Below are 22467 nucleotides of genomic sequence, written 5' to 3'. Positions count from 1 at the left end.
CCTGAACCGCGCCGATCTCGGCCAGAAGCGCGGCATTGGCGTCTGCGACAGAGGCCCGTTCATAGGCTTCGGCACGGGCGGTGAAGGCTTTCTTGCGCAGGGCGGCCTTTCGGGCGGTCAGGTCCATTGCGGTGTTTCTCTTGCGCTCGGGGCACGCCCGGGGTTTCACTGGCGCAACACTAGCCCAGGGACCGCGCCGCACATGCTGACTTTCGACCATCTGGCCATTTCCTGCGACAGCCTTGCCGAAGGCGTCGCCCATGTCGAGGCCACCCTGGGCGTTGAACTGGCCCCGGGCGGGGAACACGCCGCCATGGGCACGCATAACCGGCTCTTGTCACTTGGGCCGGATGAATACCTGGAGGTCATCGCGATCAACCCTGACGCCCCCGGCCCCGACCAGCCGCGCTGGTTCGATCTCGACGATTTCGCGGGCAGCCCGCGCATGACGAACTGGATTTGCCGCTGCCCCGACCTTGACGCCGCACTGGCCGCCGCCCCCGAAGGCGCAGGCCTGCCATGGGACCTGGAACGGGGCGACCTGCGCTGGCGCATGGCAGTGCCGAAAGATGGCAAACTGCCCTTCGCCAACTGCTTTCCCGCAATGATCGAATGGCAGGGAACGGCCCATCCTGCCCCGCGCCTGCCGGATCGCGGCATCCGCATGACCGGGATCACCCTGACTCACCCGGATGGCGAGGGTTTGCGCGCCGCACTCACCCCCATGATCGCCGATCCACGCCTCAGGGTCGAGACCGGCCCCGCCCCCGCGCTCTCGGTCGACCTGACCGGTCCAAAGGGGCGCGTCCGGCTGTGATCCGTCCAGCCCGCCACGAGGATGCCCCTGCCATCGCGGCGATCTGGAACCGGGTCATCCGCGACACGGTGGCGACCTTCACCACCGCCGAGAAAGACCCCGCAGCCCTGGCGGCCGGGATCCAGACCCAGCCCTACTGGGTGGCTGAGGAGGCGGGCGAGATCCTGGGCTTTGCCACCTATTTCCAGTTCCGGGGCGGGCCGGGATATGCCCATACGATGGAGCATTCCGTCCATCTCGACCCGAAAGCGCAAGGAAGGGGCCTGGGTCGTGCACTGATGGCTACGCTAGAAGATCACGCCCGCGCCCACGGGGTGCATTCCCTTTTCGCAGGCATTTCCGGGGAAAACGCCGCCGGTATCGCCTTTCACGCGGCGCTTGGCTACGCCCATGCCGCGCGACTGTCGCAGGTGGGTCGGAAATTCGGGCGCTGGCACGATCTTGTGCTGATGCAGAAATTCCTCTGACATTCCCGGCCCATCCGGGGTAAAAGCGCCCCATGTCCCTATGGTCCCGTATCAGTGACGCGCTTGCGGCCCTCGCTTCCGGCGAAGGGCTGGGCGCCATGTTCGACAAGCTGCGAAAGCCGCCCGAGTTGACGGTCGGCTTCGCCATTGCCGTGATCGCGCTTGGCGCGAAGATGGCCAAGGCCGATGGTCTCGTGACCCGCAACGAGGTCACTGCCTTCCGCGAGGTCTTCGCCATCCCGCAGGCCGACGAAAAATCTGCGGCCCGCGTCTTCAACCTGGCGCGCGAGGACGTGGCGGGCTTCGAGGATTACGCGCGCAAGATCGCCGCCATGTTCGATGCCGACAGCGCCGTGCTGACCGACCTTCTGGACGGGCTTTTTCACATCGCGGTGGCCGATGGCGAATATCACCCCGCCGAGGATGCCTTCCTCGAGCGGGTGGCCGAGATCTTCGGCATGTCGCCCCGCGCCTTTGCGAGCCTTCGGGCGCGCAACGTGCCTGATGCCGACCCAGACCCCTACACCGTTCTGGGCGTCGATCCGTCGATGTCGATGGCCGAGATCCGCAAGGCCTGGCGGCAATTGGTGCGCGAGACCCATCCCGACCGGATGATCGCACGCGGCGTGCCCGAGGAGGCGGTGCAACTGGCGCAGTCGCGCCTCGTGGCGATCAATCGGGCCTGGGAGGAAATCGAGGCCAACCACGGAGCCTGACGCCCATGCGCATCGCGACCTACAACGTGGAATGGTTCGCCAACCTCTTTGACGACGAAGGCAAGCTGCTCAACGACATGCAGTGGTCGGGCCGGCAGGACGTGACACGCGGCCAGCAGATCGCGGCGCTGTCCTACGTCTTTCGCAAGATCGATGCCGACGCGGTCCTGGTGATCGAAGCGCCCGACAGTTCGCGCCAGCGCAACGGGTCGATGGCGCTGGAAAAGTTCGCGGCCCATGCAGGCATTCGCGCGCGCAAGGCGCTGGTGGGCTTCGAAAACCACACGCAGCAGGAAATCATGCTGCTCTATGACCCTGACAAGATCGAGGCCCGGCACGCGCCCGTGGGCGAGGAAACCGGCAAGAAGGGCTCTCGCGTTGCGCCACGTTTTGACGGGGCCTACCGGATCGACCTCGATATCGACGCGACCGAAGATATCGTGCGCTTTTCGAAGCCGCCGCTGGAGGCCGTGATCGACAGCGCCGAAGGCACATTTCGCCTGATCGGTGTGCATGCGAAATCGAAGGCCCCGCACGGTGCGCGCAATCGCGACGAGATGATGCGTCTTGCCATCGCCAACCGGCGCAAGCAACTGGCGCAGTGTATCTGGATCCGGGAACGCGTGGACCACCACCTTGACATGGGCGATCCGCTGATCGTGGCGGGCGACTTCAACGACGGCCCGGGACTGGACGAGTTCGAGCGGCTTTTCGGGCGCTCGGGGCTGGAAATCGTGCTTGGCACCGATCTCGACCCGCAGGATCAGCTTTATGATCCCCATGCCGACCAAGCGCTGGAAAGCCGGCTCGGGGCACAGCCCTCGTCGGCGCGGTTCTACATCCGGGACGAAGACCGCTTCCTGACCGCGCTGCTGGATTACATCATGGTTTGCCCCCGGCTCCGGCCGATTTGCCACGACTGGCGCATCTGGCATCCGTTCGAAGACCCGGCCTGCTGGCGCAACGAGAAACTGCAACATGCGCTTCTGACCGCGTCCGATCATTTCCCGGTGACAATGGAGCTGAACGGGCCCATCACCGCGCCCCTTCCAAGTGGTCCTCCTGCATCCTAGATATGAAGGCATGAAACACGCATTCGCCGCCCTTGTTGTTCTGAGCCTTGCCACCACCCCCGCGCTTGCGCAGGAAGAAGGCGAGGGAAACCGCCTGAGTGAAGGCTGGGGGCTGCTCTCGGAAGGCTCCCGCCTGTTGCTGGAGGGTCTGGCCGACGAGATGCGCCCGCTGGTCGATGAGCACCTGATCCCGATGATTGCGGCCCTTGGGGAACTGATCGACGACGTGGCGCTCTATGAATTGCCCGAGCGTCTGCCCAATGGCGACATCATCATCCGCCGCCGGGTGACAGAGCCGGAGGCAGATGGCGAGGGCGCGCCAAGCGACCCGGTTGACCTGTAATCCGCCCACGATCCATTGCACTTTCCCCGTCGGGCTGCCTATCTGTGGCCTGACGCAGTCCCAAAGAGGTTCCCATGCAGTTTGCCACGCTTTCCCTGCCCTTCCCCCTGTCTGATGCCAATGCCTCTGCCGGCGGCAAGAACCTGGGTGACCTGCCGGAATGGGACCTGAGCGACCTCTACACCGCGCCCGACGCGCCCGAGGTGGACCGCGACAAGGCCTGGCTGGACGCGGAATGCGCCGCATTTGCCGCCGATTACGAGGGCAAGCTGGCAGAGCTTTCGGCAGATCAGATGCTGGACGCCGTGCAGCGCTACGAGAAGATCGACATGGTGGCCGGGCGGCTCATGTCCTATGCGGGCCTGCGCTATTACCAGCACACGACGAACCCCGAACGGCTCCAGTTCATGTCGAACATGCAAGAGGCGATCACCGTGGCCACCACGTCGCTGGTGTTCTGGGGGCTGGAATTCAACCGGCTGGAGGATGCACATTTCGAAGGTCTGATGTCCGCCAATGCCGATCTTGCCCGCTATCGCCCGATCTTCGACCGGATGCGCGCGATGAAACCCTACCAGCTGTCCGACGAGCTGGAAAAATTTCTGCACGATCAGTCGATGGTGGGCGCCGCCGCGTGGAACAAGCTGTTTGACGAGACCATCGCCGGGCTGACCTTCGAGGTCGAGGGCGAAGAACTGGGCATCGAGGCCACGCTGAACCTCCTGTCGGAACAGGACCGCGCCAAGCGCGAGGCAGGCGCGCGGGCACTGGCCGCAACCTTCGGCGAAAAGATCAGCCTCTTTGCCCGTGTGCACAACACGCTGGCCAAGGAAAAGGAAATCGAGGACCGCTGGCGCAAGCTGCCCTCGCCCCAGATGGGCCGGCACCTGGCCAACCACGTGGAACCCGAGGTGGTCGAGGCACTGCGCAACGCGGTCGTTGCCGCATACCCCCGACTCAGCCACCGCTACTACGCGCTCAAGGCCAAGTGGCTGGGGCTCGACACGCTGGAAGTCTGGGACCGCAACGCGCCCCTGCCGATGGAAGATGACCGGCTTGTGCATTGGGACGAGGCGCGCAAGGTGGTGTCCGAGGCCTACGCGGCCTTCGATCCGCGCATGGCGGAACTGGCCGAACCCTTCTTCACCGATGGCTGGATCGACGCGGGCGTCAAAGAGGGCAAGGCCCCCGGCGCTTTCGCCCATCCGACCGTGGCAGATGCCCACCCCTACGTGATGCTGAACTACCTTGGCAAACCGCGCGACGTGATGACCCTGGCCCACGAGCTTGGCCATGGCGTGCACCAGCGGCTGGCGGCAGGACAGGGGGAACTTCTGTCCTCCACGCCGCTGACGCTGGCCGAAACCGCGTCGGTCTTCGGTGAAATGCTGACCTTCCGCAAGATGCTGTCCGAGGCCAAGGATGACGCCACCCGCAAGGTGATGCTGGCGGGCAAGGTCGAGGACATGATCAACACGGTGGTGCGCCAGATCGCGTTTTACGATTTCGAGTGCAAGCTGCACGCCGCCCGGGCCGAAGGCGAACTGACGCCCGATGACATCAACGCGCTGTGGATGAGCGTGCAGGCCGAAAGCCTGGGGCCTGTCTTCAACTTCATGGAGGGGTATGAGACCTTCTGGGCCTATATCCCCCATTTCGTGCACTCGCCCTTCTACGTCTACGCCTATGCCTTCGGTGACGGCCTCGTGAACGCGCTTTACGCGGTCTACGAAGAGGGCGGCGACGACTTCCAGGAGAAGTATTTCGAGATGCTCAAGGCGGGCGGCTCGAAGCACCACAAGGAATTGCTGGCCCCCTTCGGGCTGGATGCCTCTGACCCGGCCTTCTGGGACAAGGGCCTGTCGATGATCGAGGGCTTCATCGACCAGCTTGAAGCCATGGAATGATCCAGATCGGCGATCTGCCGCGTGACCGGGTGGGCGAGGTCCTGCATCTCGCCCTCGGTCCCGGACAAGCGGATTTCGTGGGCCCGATCGGCGACATGGTAAAAGACCCTTACCCCGCCCGGGATTTCCACGTGGTTCGAGAGGGCCGCGATGTGGTGGGTTTCTTCAAGATCGACCGGGACTATGCCCCGAGCCATGATTTCGCCGAGCCTCATGGATGGGGCCTGCGGGGGCTGTTGATCGGCGCGCAGTTCCAGGGGCGCGGGATTGGGCGGGCAGTGCTGGCGTTGCTGCCGCCATACCTGGCGCACCGCTATCCGGGCCAAACGCTCTATTACCTGACCGTGAACTGCCGAAACGAGATCGCCTATCGCGCCTATCTGTCAGGGGGCTGGCGGGATGAGGGTGGAATTTATCACGGCGGCAGCGCCGGGCCACAGCACATCAAGAGGCTCGACCTGCCATAGACGCAGCGGCTTGCCCCCGTTGTTATTTCAACTGGCTGTCCTTCGACCCGCGTCGGTTGATGCCACCGCGCTGATCCGGCCTTGCGTCGCGCTCCGAGGCGCAGTCGATGCAGAGCTTCACGCCGGGAATGGCAGTGCGCCGCGCCTGTGGGATCTCTTCTTCGCATTCCGCGCAATGGGTCAGGCTCTCGCCCTTGGGCTGCGCCTTGGCCTTCATGCGCGCGAGTTCGTCCTCGATCGAGGCTTCGATCTGCTCTGATACCGCGCCGTCGCGCGCCCATCCTCCGGCCATGGCAGGCCCCCTCTCCGGTTCGTGCCCCGCATCCTAGCAGATGCCCCGCCCGGCAGGCCAGATCACGTCACAACAGGCTGACGCTGTCATCCTCATCCGCCGTCGCGGCGACCAGAACCTTGGGCGGGGCCTGCCCCGGCATGGAAACGGTCGGGTTGGCGAGCGCGAAATTGGCGACCGGGGCAGGTGGCGCCCCCTCTCCGCGCAACTCGCGCAGCAGGGTGTAGTGATCGGCCATGTGGTGAACCATCTGATCGATCGTGCCACGTGCTTTCTTGAGGTATTGCGACCATAGATCGGCACGCATCTCCAGGTTGCGCATGAAGCCGGGGGCGGCAAAGCCGGTCTCGTAGACACGCTTACCCATCAGAACCGCCTGGTAGGTGCCATAGGAAAAGAGGGAGTCGAACTCCAGATCGTAGGGGCCGGGAAGGGTGTGGCGCCACAAGTCGAGGTTCTCGGCCAGGCTGTCGGGAACCTCAAGCGCCTCGCGGGCATCAATCCAGTACTGGCTGTCCGTGCGGTTCCCGAGCGCATAGTGCAGGCAGATAAAATCGCGCACCTCGTCATAGAGACTGTTCATCAGCTTGTTGTATCGGTCGCGCAGCGGGTCGGGATAATCCCCGTCGGGAAAATAGGTGATCAGCCAGCGCACGGCAGTATCGATCATGTGGATCGCGGTGGATTCCAGAGGCTCGATGAAGCCCCCCGACAACCCAAGCGCCACGACGTTCTTGACCCAGGCATTCCGATTGCGCCCCACGCGCATGGGGATCACCCGCGGTTCGACCCCGTTCCAGGTATCGCCCAGATGGGCAACGAATTCATCCCGTGCCTCCTCGTCCGTCCTGTGCGCCGAGGAATAGACATAGCCGGTGCCAATCCGGTTATAGAGCGGCACACGCCAGACCCACCCCGCGCCAAGCGCGTAGGACCGGGTCAGCGACGGAATCTTGTTGGGGTCTGGATGCGGGATCTGCACGGCCATCGCGCGATCATTGGCCAGGTAGCGCGCATAGGAGACAAAGGGTTCCTTCAGCACTTCGTTGATGATGATGCCCTTGAACCCGGTGCAATCGAGCACGAGCTCGGTCTCGTGCCGCCCGCTTTCTGCAAGCTCTAGGGCAGAGATGTAGCCGTTCTCATCCTGCTCCACATGCACCACGTCTTCCAGGACATGCTTCACCCCTCGCGAGATGCAGATGTCGCGCATCATGTTGGCGAATTTGCCCGCATCGAGGTGATAGGCGTGCCCCACTTTCAGCGCATAGGGCTTGTCGCCAAGGGGGCGCGGCCCCTTGTTGGCGCGGGCCAGATCGACGGAAGGCGAGAACACCTGGGTGAAATCACAGGCCCCTGCCCCGTGTTGCAGAAAATAATAGGCCGCTTCCAGACCGCCCACGGCCTGCGGGCTGGCGAACGGATTGACGTAGTCGATCGGCTTTCCGGCCTTGTCGACGTTCCAGTTGGCAAAGAGAACTCCGAGCTTGAAGGACGCGTTGCAGGTCTTGAAGAACGCGCTTTCGGAAATGCCCGCGCTTCGCAACGTGCGGGGCATGCCCGGCACGGTGGCCTCTCCCACGCCGACTGTGGGCACGTTGGGCGACTCGATCAGGGTGATCGACATCTTTTTTCCGGCCCGCATCTTCTGGCCGAAATAGTTGTTGAGGATCAGTGCCGCCATCCAGCCGGCTGTCCCGCCCCCGACGATGGTAATGGAATTGATCGGCTGTCCCACGCGCCTTTCCCCCCTTAACAAGCAACGGGGGAAGCCTAGGCAATTTTCTCCTTCGAGTCCAAAAATCCCCGAAAGGAGGTTACGTCAGGATCTTTCGCCCGCGAAGGCCGCCTCCAGCGCGGCCTGGGTGCCGCGCGAGAATTCCAGCGGCACCGGATACGGAGCACCATCGCGAACCGTGCGCCCGAAGGCTTCCACCTGGTTCACGTATTGCCGCGCCGTGGGGTAGCGGATCAGGCGCTCTTCGCCGTCGGCGCGCACCAGCCGGACCGAGGCTTCACGATGCACCTGGGCATTGAACGGGGCCACCATCTCGATGAAGCCACCGGTGCCGTGATAGACCGCAACCTGTCGGTTGGGGGCTTCCATGCTCATGAAGATGGAACAGGTGGCCTTGCCGAAATTGGCCCAGATCCGGGCGGACACATCGACCCCGTGTTTCCAGCCAAACCGGGCCTCGACATTCTGGGGCTCTTGCCCCGTGACCAGCCTGGCGGATCCGAGCGTGTAAACACCGATATCGCGGGTGACTCCGCCGCCGAGGGCGGGGTTGAGCCGGATATTGCCGTCATCGGTCAGCCGGAAGGTGAAGTAGCCGTCGATATGCAGGAGGTCTCCGATCTCGCCCGACTGCACCATCTGGCGCACCAGTTGCCACTGCGGGTGATGGGGAATCATGTAGGCCTCGGCGATCAGCACCCCGGTTTCGTCGCGCAGGGCGATCAGCCGGTCGATCTCGCTCAGTTCCAGAGCAATGGGCTTTTCCGTCAGAACATGCTTGCCTGCCCTTGCGGCCTTCTCGGTCCATTCCACATGCATCGCATTGGGAAGCGGAATGTAGATCGCATCAATCTCGGGATCAGCCAGCATCGCCTCGTAGCTGTCATGCACGCGCAAACCCGGTGCAAGCGCCGCGAAATTCGCGGCCTTCTCGGCGCTTGACGTGGCCAGCGCGAACAGCACGGCATTCTCGGCATCGTGAATGGCGGGCGCCATGGTGGTGCGGGCAAAATTCGCGGCGCCAAGCACGCCCCAACGGATCGGATCGGTCATTTCGGCAATCTCCCTGTTAGCGCGAACAAGACCACAAAAAAGACCCGCCGAAAAGGCGGGCCTTCACTATTGGTCCATTCAGGGGGTCAGGCCGAAACCAGAACGCCCTGCTCGCGCGCCAGTTCACGCATGCGCTTTTGCAGCTTCTCGAAGGCACGCACCTCGATCTGGCGGATACGCTCGCGGCTGACTTCGTAGACGCCCGAGAGATCTTCCAGCGTGACCGGCTGATCGAGCAGCCGGCGCTGCGTGAGGATATCGCGCTCACGCTCGTTCAGCACGTCCATCGCCTCCTGCATCAGCGCAAGACGATGCTGCATCTCGTCCTTCTCGGCATAGTCCTCGGCCTGGTTGGCGTCCTCGTCCTCCAGCCAGTCCTGCCACTGGGTCGCGCTTTCGCCATCGCTGCCCACCATCGCGTTCAGCGAGGCATCGCCACCCGACAGCCGCCGGTTCATCGAGATCACCTCGTCCTCGGTCACGCCGAGATCATGGGCGATCTGCGCGACGTTTTCGGGACGAAGGTCGCCGTCTTCCAATGCGCCGATCCGGGCCTTGGCCTTGCGCAGGTTGAAGAAAAGCTTCTTCTGCGCGCTCGTTGTGCCAAGCTTGACCAGGGACCAGGACCGCAGGATGTATTCCTGGATCGAGGCGCGGATCCACCACATGGCGTAGGTCGCCAGACGGAAACCCTTTTCGGGGTCAAACCGCTTCACGGCCTGCATCAGACCGACATTGGCCTCGGAAATCACCTCGGCCTGCGGCAGACCATAGCCGCGATAGCCCATGGCAATCTTGGCGGCGAGTCGCAGATGCGACGTCACCAGCTGATGGGCGGCCTCGGTATCTTCGTGGTCCACCCATCGTTTCGCCAGCATGTATTCCTGTTCCGGCTCCAGCATCGGGAACCGGCGGATTTCCTGAAGGTAACGGTTCAGGCCCTGTTCCGGCGACGGTGCCGGGAGATTTGCATAGCTGCTCACGTGTTCGGATCCCCTGTTCGACATCCTCAGATGTAAATCTGATTAACTTTAACCTAGATGGGAGCGATAACAGCCCCGTTCAAGGGCCATAATGCGATTTCTCTGAACAATATCTTACCAGCCAAGCGCACCGCAACAGATGTTACACTCGACTCACGTGCAATTGCGCACAGTTTAACCGGCTGTTTTACGAAGCTTGTCGAGAATTTGCGCCATGTCATCGGGCAACGGGGCCGAGAAGCTCAGGGTGTCACCGCTGACGGGGTGCAAGAACCCAAGCGTCGCCGCATGCAGGGCCTGCCGGGGAAAGGCGTTAAGCTCGGCGGCCAGGGCATCGCCGAGGTCTTTTGCCGATACCTTCCGCCGCCCGCCATAGGTCTGATCGCCCACAAGCGCATGCCCAGCATGGGACATGTGCACGCGAATCTGGTGGGTGCGGCCCGTTTCCAGCCAGCAGTTGATAAGCGCCACCGCCCCGAAGCCTTCTTCGACGCGGGCCCGCGTAACCGCATGGCGACCCCCGTTGAACAGCACCGCCTGGCGCTGACGGTCGGTCTTGTGGCGGGCAAGCTGCGTTGTGATCTTGAGGATATTGCCCGCTTCGAAGCTCACCCCCCTGACCCCGCGCAGCCGCGGATCCGACGGGTCGGGCTCCCCGTGGCAGATCGCCAGGTAATGCCTGTCAACCGTGTGTTTTTCGAACTGCGCGGCCAGCCCGTGATGGGCCCGGTCGGACTTCGCCACCACCAGCAGCCCGGACGTGTCCTTGTCGATCCGGTGCACGATCCCGGGGCGCTTTTCGCCACCGACGCCCGACAGATTGCCCCCGAAATGATGCAGCAGCGCGTTGACCAGCGTGCCAGACGGCGTGCCGGGAGCCGGATGGACGACCATGCCCACGGGCTTGTTCACAACGATCAGGTCGTCGTCCTCATGGAGGATTTCCAGCGGAATGTTTTCGGGCCGGGTTTCCACATCGACGGCCTCTTCGACGGTAATCTCGACCAGGTCGTCCTCAACCAGCTTGGCCTTGGCATCCGTCACCACCGCCCCGTTCACCCGCACCGCGCCCTCGACGATCAGGCGCGCAAGCCGCGAGCGGCTCAGCGACGCCTCCTCTGGCACTTCGCGGGCCAGTGCCTTATCAAGGCGCGGCGCAGGGTCCGGGCCGATACGGACCGAGACGATCTTGGACGAAAGGCCGGACATGCAGGACGCTCCGCTGACAGAGGACGACAAGGACCCGCTGAACCTCAGGGTGCTGCGCATCCTCGTAACGGTCCTGACGGTGGTGATGATTGTCGGGCTGATAGCGGTCGTGATCACCTTTGTCACCCGTTTCCCGGGCACGGGCAGCGTCAGCCTCCCCGATCAGGTGGTTCTGCCAGAGGGCGTGGGCGCCAGCGCGGTCACCCTTGGCCAGGGGTGGTATGCAGTTGTCACCGATGACGATCGCATCCTGATATTCGACCGCGACAGCGGCGAGCTGCGCCAGACCGTCGAGATCAGCCGTTAATCGTCGAGAGCTGCGGCCGCGGCCCGGGACATCGGGCCGATGATGCCGTCGATGGCGCCAAGGTAGAGCCCGCGTTCCTGAAGGATCAGCTGGAAGGCAATCGCGGTCTCGCGGTCCCATTGCGGCGTGTAGCCGCCAATCCGCCCGCGCAGATCGTCGAAATCCACGTCGCCGGTTTCCAACGCCTGAACGTAGAGGGTCGCGGCCTGCTCGGCGCTGGCCTCCACGCCCCGGCCCCGTTCGTAGAGGAACCCCAGAGCCGCAACCGCGTCGGGCAACCCCGCCTCGGCGGCGCGCTCGGTCCAGATGAATTGCTGCCCGGGGTCGCCCTCGCCTGCCCCGTCCAGTTCTCCATAGTAGCGCGCCAGTTCCAGCACCGCTTCGATATTGCCCTGCTCGGCGGCCATCGACAGATAGCGCGCGGCAAGCTCGCGATCGGGAATGCCGAGCGAGGCGTCTTCGCCCCCCGGAATGCCCTCTCCTGTCAGGAAGATCTGACCGATGCGGTATTGCGCGAAGTGATAGCCCCCATCTGCGGCAGCCCGCATCAGCTCGACCATCCGCCCCAGGTCGCGCGGCACCCCGGCCCCGAGCCTGTGCATCAGGCCAAGGGTCATCTGGGCGGGCGCGTCGCCTGCTTCGGCTGCGGCTTCGAAATAGTCGGCGGCTTCCTCTGCATCGCGACGTAGGGGCCCGATGCCGAACAGGTGGTAATCCCCCAGCTTGGTGTTGGCCGCTGCAAGCCCCCCCGCAGCCGATGCCTCGAAGGCTGCGACGGCGGCATCATGCTCGCCCTCTGCCTGCCGGATCACCCCGATATAGAACAGGACGACCGGATCTTCCGAGCCCCCGGACAACGCCTCTTCGCAATGCGGGGTCGCCAGGGCAAGCGCAGCCTGGGCCGCCTCTTGTGCCTCGGGGCTGACGGGCACACCGGCATCGGGCTGACCCGCGAGCTCGACGCAAAGGGCAGCCGCGGTTTCTGGGGTGGTCTGGGCGGACAGGGCCAGGGGACTGGACGCAAGAAACAGCGCCAGGGAGGTACGAAGGGCTTGAATGGCAATTCGGGAAGGCATGGCAGCAACCGGGTAGTTATTGAAAATCAAGGCAAAGCCTAGCCAATTCAGGGCCGGTCTGTCGACAGGCTAGGCCGCGATCTTCCCAAGAAAACCACAGAAACGGCTGGTCAAGGCCGCATCCTCGGTGCAAGTTTTCGCAGGCCCAAGCGGCCAACCATGTGGATCAAGAGCAGACAAGAGGCCGCACGGATCAGATCCCTGCGGGCAAGATACGGCGAAACATGCGCGATTCCGGCACCAAAGACTGTGTTTTGGCCGTCGATCTGGACGGGACGCTCCTGCGTTCGGACATGCTGTTCGAATGTTTCTGGGCCGCCGCCGCCAGTGACTGGCGCACCCCCTTCGTCGCGGTTCGGGCCCTGGGCGACGGCATTCCCGCGCTCAAGCGGCGCATGACCGAGGCCGCGCAGCCCGATGTCACAAGCCTGCCCTACAACGAAGACGTGATCGCCCATATCGAGGCCTGGCGCGCCGAAGGGGGCAAGGTGGCGCTGGTCACGGCCAGCGACCAAATCCTGGCCGACAGCATCGCCGCTCATCTGGGCCTCTTCGACGAAGTGTTCGGGACCGAGCCGGGCCACAACCTCAAGGCCGAGCGCAAGGCCGATTTCCTGGTCGATCGCTACGGCGAGGGCGGGTTCGTCTACATGGGCGACAGCCACGCGGACCTCGCGGTCTGGGCGCATGCGCGTGCCGCTGTCACCGTTGGCGCCACGGGCGCGTTCCGCACAAAGGTCGCGGCCGTGGCACAGGAGGCCACGCATCTCAGCCCGCCAGAGCCGCTGATCCTTCCCGTTCTGAAAGCCATGCGCCCGCATCAATGGCTGAAGAACATGCTGATCTTCGTGCCGATGCTGGCCAACCAGACCTTCACTGGCGCGGCGCTGCTGCAATGCGTGCTGGCCTTTGTGGCATTCGGGCTGGTGGCCTCCTCGGGCTATGTGCTCAATGACCTGCTCGACCTCGGCCCGGACCGCACCCATGCCCGCAAGCGCTTTCGCCCGCTCGCGTCGGGTCGGTTGCCGGTGCCGGCCGGAACCGCGCTATTTCCGATCCTGCTGATCCTGGGGCTTGCGGTCGCGGCCATGCTCGGATCGGCCTTCTTCGGCGTCATCGCCTTCTACTTCGTCATGACCATGAGCTATTCGCTATGGCTCAAGCGCAAGGTCATCGTCGATATCTGTATTCTGGCCGGGCTTTATACGTTGCGTATTCTCGCCGGGGCCGTGGCCACGGGGATCACGCCGTCGATCTGGCTTTTGGCCTTCTCGATGTTCCTCTTCTTCTCGCTCGCCGCCGTGAAGCGCATGGCCGAGCTTGTCCATCTCAAGATGGAGGGCGGAAGGAAGGCCGTCGGGCGCGGCTACCGGCTGGACGACCTGCCGATCGTGTCGCAGATGGCGACCAGTTCGGGCATGATCTCGGTTCTGGTGATGGCACTCTATATCAACGCGCCCGAGATCCAGCGCCACTACGGGGCACCGATGCTGCTTTGGGGCGTCTGCGTGCTGCTTCTGTTCTGGATCACGCGGGTGATCTTCGTCACCCACAGGGGCAAGATGACCGACGATCCGCTTGTCTTCGCCGTGAGCGACAGGGTCAGCCTGGCAGCCTTCATCCTGATGACGGCGCTCGGTGCGGGGGCCGCGCTGCTATGACCGGACCCGGCCTTGCCCTGCGCTACACCCTGTTCGCGGTGATTGCGACACTCGCCAATCTCGGCACGCAGCGGCTTGTTCTGACAGCGGGGGACTCCGGGGCGGTCTTCACCGCGGCGATCGGGGCCGGGACGCTGGTTGGGCTTGTCGTCAAATACGCGCTCGACAAGCGATGGATCTTCTACGACAGCTCGACCGGTCTGCGCGCGCATGGCCGCAAGTTCGCGCTCTACACCGCCATGGGGATTGTCACGACCTGCATATTCTGGGGGTCTGAAACCGCCTTCTGGCTGATCTGGGGAACCGACACGATGCGGGAGCTCGGGGCGATCCTGGGCCTGATGGTGGGCTACGTGACAAAATACATTCTGGACCGTCGCTTCGTCTTTACCGACGCGCGGTTGCAGGCAGAGGGGGCGTGATGCAGCTTTCCGGATGGGGCAATTTCCCCAAGGCCGAGACCCGGCTTGTCGCCCCTCGCAGCGAGGCCGAGCTTGCTGCGCTGATTGCGGAAGGCCGCGTGGTGGCGCGCGGCCACGGCCGGTCCTATGGCGATACGGCCATCGGGGCAGCCACGACGCTCGACATGCGCCGCTTTGACCGGATGCTGTCTTTCAACCCTGCCACCGGGCAACTGGTGGCCGAGGCCGGGGTGCTTCTGTCAGATGTCATCGACAGCTTCCTGCCACGCGGCTGGTTCCCGCTGATCACGCCGGGCACCAAGCTCATTACCCTCGGCGGCGCCATCGCGGCGGATGTGCATGGCAAGAACCACCATGTTGATGGCAGCTTTCGCAGTTGCGTTGACTGGATCGACCTGATGGGGCCGGACGGCAGTGTCAGCCGCTGCTCGCAGTCGGAAAACCCCGATCTGTTCGGCTGGACAATGGGCGGCATGGGCCTGACCGGGGTGATCCTGCGCTGCGCCATCCGGCTGCGTGCGGTCAAATCGGCCTGGATCCGTCAGCAGATGATCCCCGCCGACAACCTCGATACGGCGATCTCGATCTTCGAACGGACGATGGACACCACTTTCTCGGTCGCCTGGATAGACTGCGCCGCGCAGGGCGAGAAGATGGGGCGCAGCCTGGTCATGCTCGGCGAGCATGCCGATGCAGGAGAAGTCCCCCCGCGCTACCGCGCAACCCCCTTGAAGGCACGCCGCCACCGCAACATCACCTTTCCCATGAACGCGCCCGGCTTTGCCCTGAACCCGCTGACGGTGCGCGCCTTCAACGCTGCCTATTTCGCCATGGGCAATCGCAAGGCGGGCGAATCCATCGTCGATTACGACAGTTTCTTCTACCCGCTCGACGCAATCCTGAAGTGGAACCGGCTCTATGGGCGGCGGGGGTTCATGCAGTTCCAATGCGTCCTGCCCAAGGACAGCGCGCGTGACGGGCTGTCACGGCTCCTGACCGCGATCACGCAGTCGGGGCAGGCGTCGTTCCTGTCCGTGCTTAAACGCTTCGGCGCGCAGGACAGCCCCATTTCCTTCCCGATGGAAGGATACACCCTGGCGCTCGATTTCCCGCATAACCGCAAGTCGCTGGCCCTGATGCCGGAACTTGACGCGATCACGCTCGACCATGGCGGGCGTTTCTACATGGCCAAGGACTCTCGCGTTCCGGCCCAAACCTTCGCCGAGGCCGATGCCCGTGCCGCAGACTTCGCGGCCTGGCGGCGTGATGCCGGCCTTGCCGGGGCCTTCGCCTCGGCCCAATCCGAAAGGCTCAACCTGTGAATTTGCCCGTTCTCATCCTCGGTGCCCGATCCGACATGGCCCGCGCCACCGCCCGTGCCTTTGCCGCGCGTGGTTATCCAATCCAGCTTGCCGCGCGCAATGCCGCCAGCCTGGCTGAAGACAAGGCCGACCTGGAAACGCGCTATGGCGTCGAGGTCAGCCTGCATGACTTCGACGCGCTGGACACGGACGGGCACGAGGCCTTCGTCGACAGCCTGCCCGTCCTGCCCGGGGTCGCCGTCTGTGCCGTGGGCACCATGGGCGAGCAATCGGAGAACGAAGCCGACGCGGCCAAGGCGGTGCTGGAGCTTCGGTCGAATTTCGAGGGACCGGCCATCCTCCTTGGGGTTCTGGCCAATCGTTTCGCCGCACGCGGATCGGGCACGCTGGTGGGAATCAGTTCCGTCGCGGGGGACCGGGGCCGGGCCTCGAACTACGTCTACGGATCGGCCAAGGCAGGCTTCACCGCCTTCCTGTCAGGGCTGCGAAACCGCCTCGCAAAGCAGAATGTGCACGTGGTGACCGTGAAGCCGGGCTTCGTGAACACCGCGATGACCGCCCATCTCGACCTGCCCGAAAAGCTGACAGCCGAACCGCAGGAGGTTGGTTTCGCCATCGTCTCTGCCGTCGAAAAATCCCGCAATGTCATATACGTACGGTCGATCTGGTGGTTGGTGATGCTGATCATCCGCGCGATCCCCGAGGCGATTTTCAAGAAAACCTCGATCTGAGCACGCGCAGAAATTCGCTCGCACCCGCAGCAAAACGGCAGTTTTCCGCCGCAATTGTGGCAGGCCTGCCTTATTCGGCTTGCTCGTATTGTTTCGTTAATCGCCCGAGTGTATCCCTTTTGCCATGAGGGACAGAAAATTTGACCTGCGCCGGCCGCGGGCAGTTGACACCAAGACCGAGCTATTGGAATCGCCCGCAGCCGTCATCGCGACGCTTGCGGTCTCCGCACTTGTCTGTGCCGGGCTTCTCACGCTCACCGTTACACGGATCGCCCCGGCGGTTCGCCTCGCAGGGGTCGAGGTGGAACCTGCACGCGTGGACATCCCGCAGGTCAGCCTGGGCAGCCTGCCCGTGACCGAGGGCGTTGGTGCCTCGATCGCAGGCGCCGACCAGGGGCCCGAGCGGCTGATCCCGGCCTCTCTGCCGCCGGTCACCGCCGGCAATGATCGGGTCATCGTGGAAACCGTGCCCGGCCGCCCCGAGCCTGCCCCCACCATCATCGCTGGCCGCCCGCCCGTCGAGGCCATTCCGCGCCCGGCCCGGATCGAGGCGCTGGCCGCCGCCGCGCGTGCCCTTGCGGATCCCGCGGCAGTTGCCGCCCTGCGCCCCGCTCCGCGTCCCGAAAGCGAAGCCCCGGCTGTCGAAGAGGCCAGCATCGAACTGGCCGCCGCTGCCGTGTCGCCACTCGCGACGCAGATCAGCCCGCGCCCGGCCCTGCGCCCGGCGGGTCTCGACACCACGCCAACCGAAAGCTTCGTCGCCCGCGCCCCCGCCGCGTCCGAGGAGATCACCCTCGCCGCCGCCCCTGCGCAGGAGCCGATCATCGCCCTGCCCGGTTTCGATCGCAGCGCCAATGCCTGCTCGCGCCGCCTGGCCCGCGAAATCCCGCGCCGCCCCGGCAGTGCGCCCGACGGATCCGATTTCATCGCCACGCTTCAGAACGCGTCCGGCACCACGCGTGACGCCGCCATTGCCCGCGAAATTCTTCGTGGCAACGTGCCCGCCTTCCTGCGCGACCTGGCCCCCGTCACCTTCAACGGCGTTCTGCCCAATGGCCGCACCGCCCAGATCACAATCTGCGTGACGCCCGACTACCTGGCCGTGGGGGACGATCGTGATTTCGTCCGCGTGCCGCTTGGCCTGTCCGCTGCTGCCCAGATCGCCGAACAGTTCAACATGATGCTGCCCACGACCCGCATGGTTGACGCGATCTATGCGCAGGCCGACGTGCGCCTGTCGCCCTCGCCGATGACGCCCGGCGCGCAGATGTCCTCGACCAACTACTTCCTGCAGCACAACGCCACCGTGCAGGGCCAGCTTGGCAATGCCGGCGGCCGCCTCGGCATGCTGGTGTCGGGTCACAAGAAGGACCTGGTGCTGACCAACCGCCTGTCCAGCGCCCCTGGCCGCGTCGCGATCTACGGCTGGCACCGCCCGGGCGGCAACCCGATCCAGCCGCTGTCGACGGTGCATGGCGCGGAATATGCCGACTATAGCCACGGCATTCGCCTGGTCAGCCGCACAGCCTTCGTCAACGGGCAGGCCGTCGATCTGCAGGATCTGCTGATGGATGGCACCTATGCCGGGCTTCTCAATACCGATGGCCCGATCGGTCGCCCCGCAATCCAGATCGCCTCGCGCTGACCCCAGGGATTAGAGCAGCACAATCAGGAAACCCCGCCGCGTCCGGCGGGGTTTTTCGTTCTGCGTTGCGCGCCCTCAGGCGTGGCGTGGGTGGGTGGGTGGGCCACGGGTGAGGGCGCGTTTTTCCCTTCAGTCCACGTCGTAGAAGCAGCGGAAACCCAGGTGGTAGTTGCGGTGGCTCGACGGCGACAGCACCCGGCTGCCATGCCAGAACGGGGCCCGCCAGCGTGCCCAGTGTTCATGCGCGCGCACCGTGTCCCAGATGAACCAGCTGCCCTTCATTTCCGTCACGCCAAGCGTCGTCGACCCACGGCTGGCCATCTGGTCCTCGCTGAGCGGCAGGTTCATGTGCTCGGCGGCATTGCCGTCGATATCATAGACCCCGAGCGGGCTGTGGCACTGGGGAAATGACCCGGCAGGGTAGGTGTTCGATCCGCAACCGGTAAAGCTGCCCCCGTTGCAGCTGCCGGATTTGAAACTGCCAGTTGCACAGACACCGGACCGCCACGGGCCGATGCTGTAGACGTTGGACGTGTGCGCCCAATGGGAATTGTGCCAGGCCCGCATCGCCTGCTGGCTGCCAAGCTGGAACTGGTAGTCGGGCTCCAGCAACGCGCCGGCGGCGGCCCCTTCCCATTCATGGGCATCACCGATCCGGCCCCCTTCGGCAGCGCAGAGCGCGTGGGCCTCGTTGGCCCGCACCCAGACAACCGGGTAGACCATCGGGATGTTCGGATATTCGAACATATCCACGCAGACCTCGGCATCTTCGGGCCGCTCGGTCGCCGGATCGTAGAGTGGTGCCCGGTAAGGGCCGCCGCAAATCCGTTCCCACCTTGCATTGCGATAGCGCTGCTGGACGCTGGACACCGACCCGCCGACCTGCGCAGCCGCCTCTTCGGGCGTCATCGCATGGCGGGTGACGGCCGGGTTGCCCTGGCCGATATAGGAGGACCCGGCGAAGATTTCCCTGATACGCCGGATCTCGGCATTGGACACTCCACGCACTTCCTGCATCTGGCGGAACATGATCTCGTTCAGCTCTTGCAGGCTCTGCGCCACCCCCGCCCCGGCGCCCATGACGCCAAAGATCAGGGTCACGAACAATCGGGGAAGAAGTTTCATGGGGGGTCCTCCTGGGTTGGGTTACTCGCGTCTGAGCAGATAGAAGAAGTCGCGATTGTCGGCGAAGCCCACGAAGCGCGGGATCGAGCCATTGCGTGAATCCTGGTCGACATAGCGCATGCCATCGACAAGGTGCTCAGCCTCGATCCAGTCGTCATCCTCGTTTTCCGGGTAGAGCGCCATGTAGGTGTGCTCCTGGCTGTTCATGTCCATCAGCATTGCGTAGTCGCAGTGATACGCCTGGAAGGTGCGGGCCATGGCCGAGGGCGTGGCGGTCGAGAAATAGGCATAGATCAGGAACTGGCGGCCATCGACCTCGCGCAGGCAGGCCCCGGCGCGCAGGGTGCGCAGCTGCGCATCGGCAGAACCCGACCAGTTGCCCGCCCCCCACTGGGTCACGCGGTCACCCGGCACGCCTTCCCCGGTTTCCGGATCAGGGTTGATCAGCGGAACCCCGTTCTGACGGGCAAAGCGCAGGTGCGGCAGAAGTTCCTCGTTCAACTCCTCGGTCCAGGTGGTCATGCCGAAGGTGCCGTCGGTGGTCACGTAGATCGTGGACAGGCCCGGCCAGAGCCGGCTCAGCACCACGCCATTGACCATGAACCCGTAGTGATGACCGTGGTTGAAGGTCGCCATGTCACCATAGCGAAACGCGCCATGATCGCGCTTGTAGCCGCCGGTGAAGGTCGCGGCCACGCGATCGGTCAGAGAGGGGCTCAGCATCCCCACCATGACCAGCGGAAAGGGGGAATCGATCCCGTCAGGCCCGTCGATCGTCCAGTCCCGACCCGCGCCATGCGGGCGCGAGGACCATTCGAAACCGGGGTGATCGGTGCCAAGTTCGTAGCCGATTTCGAACTGACGCATGTCGAAGGCCACCAGGTAGACATTGGCGCCGCTTTCCACGCCGTCGAGCCAGTTGACCTCTCCGCGACGGCTCAGGATTTCGTCGCTGATCATGCCGGGCTGCATCATCGAAGCGTAGATGCCGGGGGCATCCTCGACGGCATACCAGCTGCCAGCCTCCATGCCGCCCTCGGCGCCGACGAGGTCGAAGCCCGGGGCCGCCCGCATGACCGGAAAGCGGTCGAGATTGGCCTGGCCAAGCGCCTCGACCACCGCGCCCGGGTCCTCGGTCTCGGCCTCGTCTGAAGATTCCAGATAGGCATCCTGGAAGAAGGTGCCCTTGATCAGGTTCACGATGGAATCGCCGAAAATCACGTTGTCGCGGAGGAATTCGGCAATCGCCTCACGGGTGGTGCGCGACCCCGACACGCGGTTGCGCAGATACATGGTGCCGTCGCAGATCGGGGCGTAGGGCAATGGCTCGTCCGCCGCCTCCTCCAGCTCGGACTCGCGCCCCTCCCAAGGGCTGCACTCGACCGTGTCATCCTCGTTCTCGATCAGGATGATCGGCGCATCCCCGTCCATTTCGAGCGAGATTTGCCAGATGTCCGGATAGGCGTTTTCCAGGTGGTAGTGGCTGGGGCGGGAACTGTCTGGATCCTGCACCGAAAGGATGAACCACGCGTTGATCGTCGGGTTCATCGAGGTCAGAGTGACTTCCAGCCCATCCTCGCCGGTCAGCATCATTGCATTGCGGAAAGGCTGCAAGGCGTAGATCGAGCCCGGGGAGTCGCTGTTGTAGACTTCAAGCTGCGCCGCGATCGTTTCCTCGTCGGGCAGGTCGATCCCGGTGGCCGCCGAATGGCCTGCCATGCCCAAAAATAGGGCAGTCGATATTGCCGTGATCCGCGCGCGTGTCCTGGTAAATGCCATTACGTGTAATTCCAGCTCCAAAAAATCGATTCCAGGCAGGGATTCGGCCTAAAACGAGGCCAAAAGCGCCTTGGTTTTCCGAGTCTTGATGCTGCAACAATTCCCAAGGTGGCGCAATGGCGCACACCCTCGATCATCCTGTGCCAGAGAGGTCACGAAAGCGTGAGAGCGTCAGGTAACCTGCGCCCGCTGATCGTCGCGCCTCATGGAAACCAGAAGCCCCGTCTCGGCCTGAACGGCGTCGAAACCGGCCCGGTCTGCCATCCCGCGCCAGCCCGCCAGCACCAGCGATTGCGCCACTGCGCCGCCAAGCGTTCCGCCCGGTCCGGTCACGATGAAGAGGTCAGGGGCAAATTCCCGCGCCGCCGTGCGGATCGCGGCGGTGAAGTCATAGGGTTCGCAAACCTGCGTGTCGAATGTGTAGCGCCAAAGCGCGTCAACATCCGTCGATCCGGGCCACCAGGTGCCCCCCCGACCGTCGATCATTGGCACCCTGGGCTGACCAAACAGCGAAACCGGTAAGGCTGCGCGCCCAAGCTCGGCAACCGGGGCCTGCATGGCGGTGTGAAAGGCGGCGTGATTGGCAAGCCGCATGGGGAAGCGCCCACCGATTGCGGGCACGGCAGCCTCGAAGGCCTTCAGACCGGGCTCGTCACCAGCCAGAACCAGCATACCGCCAAGGTCGATCGAGAGGTGCAGTTCCTGGCCCGTACGGGCATTGATCGCAGCCACGATGCCCAGCAACTCGGCCTTGCGCGCGGGATCGGGCCGCCAGTCCTCGCCCATCCAAGGGTAGACCAACTGACCCCCGATCAGGTGGTCCTGCATCAGGCGGCCCATCGTGTCGACCACGCGGAACCCGTCCACTGCCGACACCGCCCCACCTGCGGCAAGCGCAAGGTACCAGCCCATCGAGTTGCCGGTCACCGCCACGACCTCGATGTCCCCGGCCAGCGCAGCCGCATCGGCCAGCGAACAGGCGCAGATGAGAGGCGAGGCAACGTCGCCGCGCGAATATTTCGCAACGCTGAACCTGTCCGCCCCATCGAGCGCGGTAACCGTTTCCCTGCCCGCGCTCGCCCGGATGGCGTCGAAACCTTCGATCAGCTCGGCGCGCGCGCCATGGTGACGGGCAAGGTAACCCAGTTCCGGCGCATTGTAGGTGCCCCGGCCGGGGCAGATCAGAACCGCCGTGCGCGTCATGCCATGCCCCCCGTCAACGTCTTGGCCGCGTGGTATATCCCGTCAGCCGAAGGCAGGGTCGCTCCGTAAGCGGGCCCCGTGGCGATGAAGCTGTCCTCGGCGGTGATGCGGGCGAAAGACCCGATGCCGGC

The 22467-nt window shown here is 64.4% G+C and carries 22 protein-coding genes; 13 read left to right on the top strand and 9 right to left on the bottom strand.

Going from position 1 to position 22467, the window contains the following annotated elements; all coding sequences use genetic code 11:
* Positions 1 to 202 precede the first annotated feature (202 nt).
* The 7 genes from ACEQXV_RS11215 to ACEQXV_RS11185 all read left to right on the top strand — a co-directional run bounded on the left by ACEQXV_RS11215 (position 203) and on the right by ACEQXV_RS11185 (position 5790).
* The gene (locus tag ACEQXV_RS11215; RefSeq protein ID WP_370269190.1) at positions 203 to 817 is read left to right on the top strand and encodes a VOC family protein; all 615 of its coding nucleotides are present in this window, start codon (positions 203 to 205) and stop codon (positions 815 to 817) included.
* Positions 814 to 1284 (top strand): N-acetyltransferase family protein, encoded by a 471-nt coding sequence (locus ACEQXV_RS11210; RefSeq protein WP_370255256.1) that lies wholly within the window; start codon positions 814 to 816, stop codon positions 1282 to 1284. Before ACEQXV_RS11215 ends, ACEQXV_RS11210 begins: the two co-directional genes overlap by 4 nt.
* A 32-nt stretch (positions 1285 to 1316) precedes the next feature.
* Positions 1317 to 2000: a TerB family tellurite resistance protein gene (locus ACEQXV_RS11205; RefSeq protein WP_370255255.1), complete on the top strand. Its 684-nt coding sequence runs from the start codon at positions 1317 to 1319 to the stop codon at positions 1998 to 2000.
* A gap of 5 nt (positions 2001 to 2005) precedes the next feature.
* The gene (locus ACEQXV_RS11200; protein ID WP_370255254.1) at positions 2006 to 3073 is read left to right on the top strand and encodes an endonuclease/exonuclease/phosphatase family protein; all 1068 of its coding nucleotides are present in this window, start codon (positions 2006 to 2008) and stop codon (positions 3071 to 3073) included.
* A 10-nt stretch (positions 3074 to 3083) separates the two neighbouring features.
* On the top strand, positions 3084 to 3416 hold the full coding sequence (locus ACEQXV_RS11195) for a hypothetical protein (protein ID WP_370269189.1): 333 nt from the start codon (positions 3084 to 3086) through the stop codon (positions 3414 to 3416).
* A 74-nt stretch (positions 3417 to 3490) separates the two neighbouring features.
* Positions 3491 to 5323 carry a M3 family oligoendopeptidase gene (locus ACEQXV_RS11190; RefSeq protein WP_370269188.1) on the top strand — a complete coding sequence of 611 codons (1833 nt, stop codon included), beginning with the start codon at positions 3491 to 3493 and terminating at the stop codon, positions 5321 to 5323.
* Entirely contained in the window at positions 5320 to 5790 is a 471-nt protein-coding gene (locus ACEQXV_RS11185) for a GNAT family N-acetyltransferase (RefSeq protein WP_370269187.1), read from the top strand. Before ACEQXV_RS11190 ends, ACEQXV_RS11185 begins: the two co-directional genes overlap by 4 nt.
* 22 nt (positions 5791 to 5812) lie before the next feature.
* Here ACEQXV_RS11185 and ACEQXV_RS11180 read toward each other — a convergent pair whose 3' ends face one another.
* The 5 genes from ACEQXV_RS11180 to ACEQXV_RS11160 form a co-directional block, all read right to left on the bottom strand.
* Complete coding sequence (locus tag ACEQXV_RS11180; RefSeq protein ID WP_370255248.1) at positions 5813 to 6082, bottom strand: DksA/TraR family C4-type zinc finger protein; 270 nt, start codon at positions 6080 to 6082, stop codon at positions 5813 to 5815.
* 67 nt (positions 6083 to 6149) lie between these two features.
* The gene (locus ACEQXV_RS11175) at positions 6150 to 7820 is read right to left on the bottom strand and encodes a tryptophan halogenase family protein (RefSeq protein WP_370269185.1); all 1671 of its coding nucleotides are present in this window, start codon (positions 7818 to 7820) and stop codon (positions 6150 to 6152) included.
* Positions 7821 to 7904: 84 nt separating this feature from the next.
* Positions 7905 to 8873, bottom strand: a complete 969-nt coding sequence (locus ACEQXV_RS11170; RefSeq protein WP_370269184.1) for a Gfo/Idh/MocA family protein — start codon at positions 8871 to 8873, stop codon at positions 7905 to 7907.
* 86 nt (positions 8874 to 8959) lie between these two features.
* Positions 8960 to 9856 carry an RNA polymerase sigma factor RpoH gene (rpoH, locus tag ACEQXV_RS11165; protein ID WP_370255244.1) on the bottom strand — a complete coding sequence of 299 codons (897 nt, stop codon included), beginning with the start codon at positions 9854 to 9856 and terminating at the stop codon, positions 8960 to 8962.
* Positions 9857 to 10030: 174 nt separating this feature from the next.
* Entirely contained in the window at positions 10031 to 11065 is a 1035-nt protein-coding gene (locus tag ACEQXV_RS11160; protein ID WP_370255242.1) for an RluA family pseudouridine synthase, read from the bottom strand.
* Between ACEQXV_RS11160 and ACEQXV_RS11155 the strand changes: the two genes are divergently transcribed.
* Positions 11064 to 11372 carry a DUF6476 family protein gene (locus tag ACEQXV_RS11155; RefSeq protein WP_370255241.1) on the top strand — a complete coding sequence of 103 codons (309 nt, stop codon included), beginning with the start codon at positions 11064 to 11066 and terminating at the stop codon, positions 11370 to 11372. The genes ACEQXV_RS11160 and ACEQXV_RS11155 overlap by 2 nt on opposite strands.
* Here the strand turns inward: ACEQXV_RS11155 and ACEQXV_RS11150 are convergent.
* Positions 11369 to 12448 carry a tetratricopeptide repeat protein gene (locus tag ACEQXV_RS11150; RefSeq protein WP_372525684.1) on the bottom strand — a complete coding sequence of 360 codons (1080 nt, stop codon included), beginning with the start codon at positions 12446 to 12448 and terminating at the stop codon, positions 11369 to 11371. The two genes, ACEQXV_RS11155 and ACEQXV_RS11150, sit on opposite strands and share 4 nt — an antisense overlap.
* A gap of 224 nt (positions 12449 to 12672) precedes the next feature.
* On the opposite strand from ACEQXV_RS11150, the gene ACEQXV_RS11145 reads away from it, so the two are divergent.
* The 5 genes from ACEQXV_RS11145 (at position 12673) to ACEQXV_RS11125 (ending at position 18229) form a co-directional block, all read left to right on the top strand.
* A complete protein-coding gene (locus ACEQXV_RS11145; protein ID WP_370255238.1) occupies positions 12673 to 14109 on the top strand; it encodes a UbiA family prenyltransferase in 1437 nt (478 codons plus the stop codon).
* On the top strand, positions 14106 to 14531 hold the full coding sequence (locus ACEQXV_RS11140; RefSeq protein ID WP_370269181.1) for a GtrA family protein: 426 nt from the start codon (positions 14106 to 14108) through the stop codon (positions 14529 to 14531). The genes ACEQXV_RS11145 and ACEQXV_RS11140 overlap by 4 nt, the downstream gene beginning before the upstream one ends.
* Positions 14531 to 15853 (top strand): FAD-dependent oxidoreductase, encoded by a 1323-nt coding sequence (locus ACEQXV_RS11135; protein WP_370269180.1) that lies wholly within the window; start codon positions 14531 to 14533, stop codon positions 15851 to 15853. Before ACEQXV_RS11140 ends, ACEQXV_RS11135 begins: the two co-directional genes overlap by 1 nt.
* Complete coding sequence (locus tag ACEQXV_RS11130) at positions 15850 to 16584, top strand: SDR family oxidoreductase (RefSeq protein WP_370269179.1); 735 nt, start codon at positions 15850 to 15852, stop codon at positions 16582 to 16584. The genes ACEQXV_RS11135 and ACEQXV_RS11130 overlap by 4 nt, the downstream gene beginning before the upstream one ends.
* A 184-nt stretch (positions 16585 to 16768) precedes the next feature.
* Complete coding sequence (locus tag ACEQXV_RS11125) at positions 16769 to 18229, top strand: hypothetical protein (RefSeq protein WP_370269178.1); 1461 nt, start codon at positions 16769 to 16771, stop codon at positions 18227 to 18229.
* A 129-nt stretch (positions 18230 to 18358) separates the two neighbouring features.
* Here the strand turns inward: ACEQXV_RS11125 and ACEQXV_RS11120 are convergent, their stop codons facing one another.
* The 3 genes from ACEQXV_RS11120 to ACEQXV_RS11110 all read right to left on the bottom strand — a co-directional run bounded on the left by ACEQXV_RS11120 (position 18359) and on the right by ACEQXV_RS11110 (position 22336).
* The gene (locus ACEQXV_RS11120) at positions 18359 to 19354 is read right to left on the bottom strand and encodes an SUMF1/EgtB/PvdO family nonheme iron enzyme (protein WP_370251821.1); all 996 of its coding nucleotides are present in this window, start codon (positions 19352 to 19354) and stop codon (positions 18359 to 18361) included.
* A 21-nt stretch (positions 19355 to 19375) separates the two neighbouring features.
* Positions 19376 to 21133, bottom strand: coding sequence for a hypothetical protein (locus ACEQXV_RS11115; protein WP_370251820.1), 1758 nt, complete (start codon positions 21131 to 21133; stop codon positions 19376 to 19378).
* 171 nt (positions 21134 to 21304) lie between these two features.
* Complete coding sequence (locus ACEQXV_RS11110) at positions 21305 to 22336, bottom strand: ACP S-malonyltransferase (protein WP_370269175.1); 1032 nt, start codon at positions 22334 to 22336, stop codon at positions 21305 to 21307.
* Positions 22337 to 22467 lie beyond the last annotated feature (131 nt).

This window comes from Nioella sp., from assembly GCF_964229645.1.
GTDB lineage: Bacteria > Pseudomonadota > Alphaproteobacteria > Rhodobacterales > Rhodobacteraceae > Nioella.
This window is presented reverse-complemented; position numbering and strand designations above follow the sequence as displayed.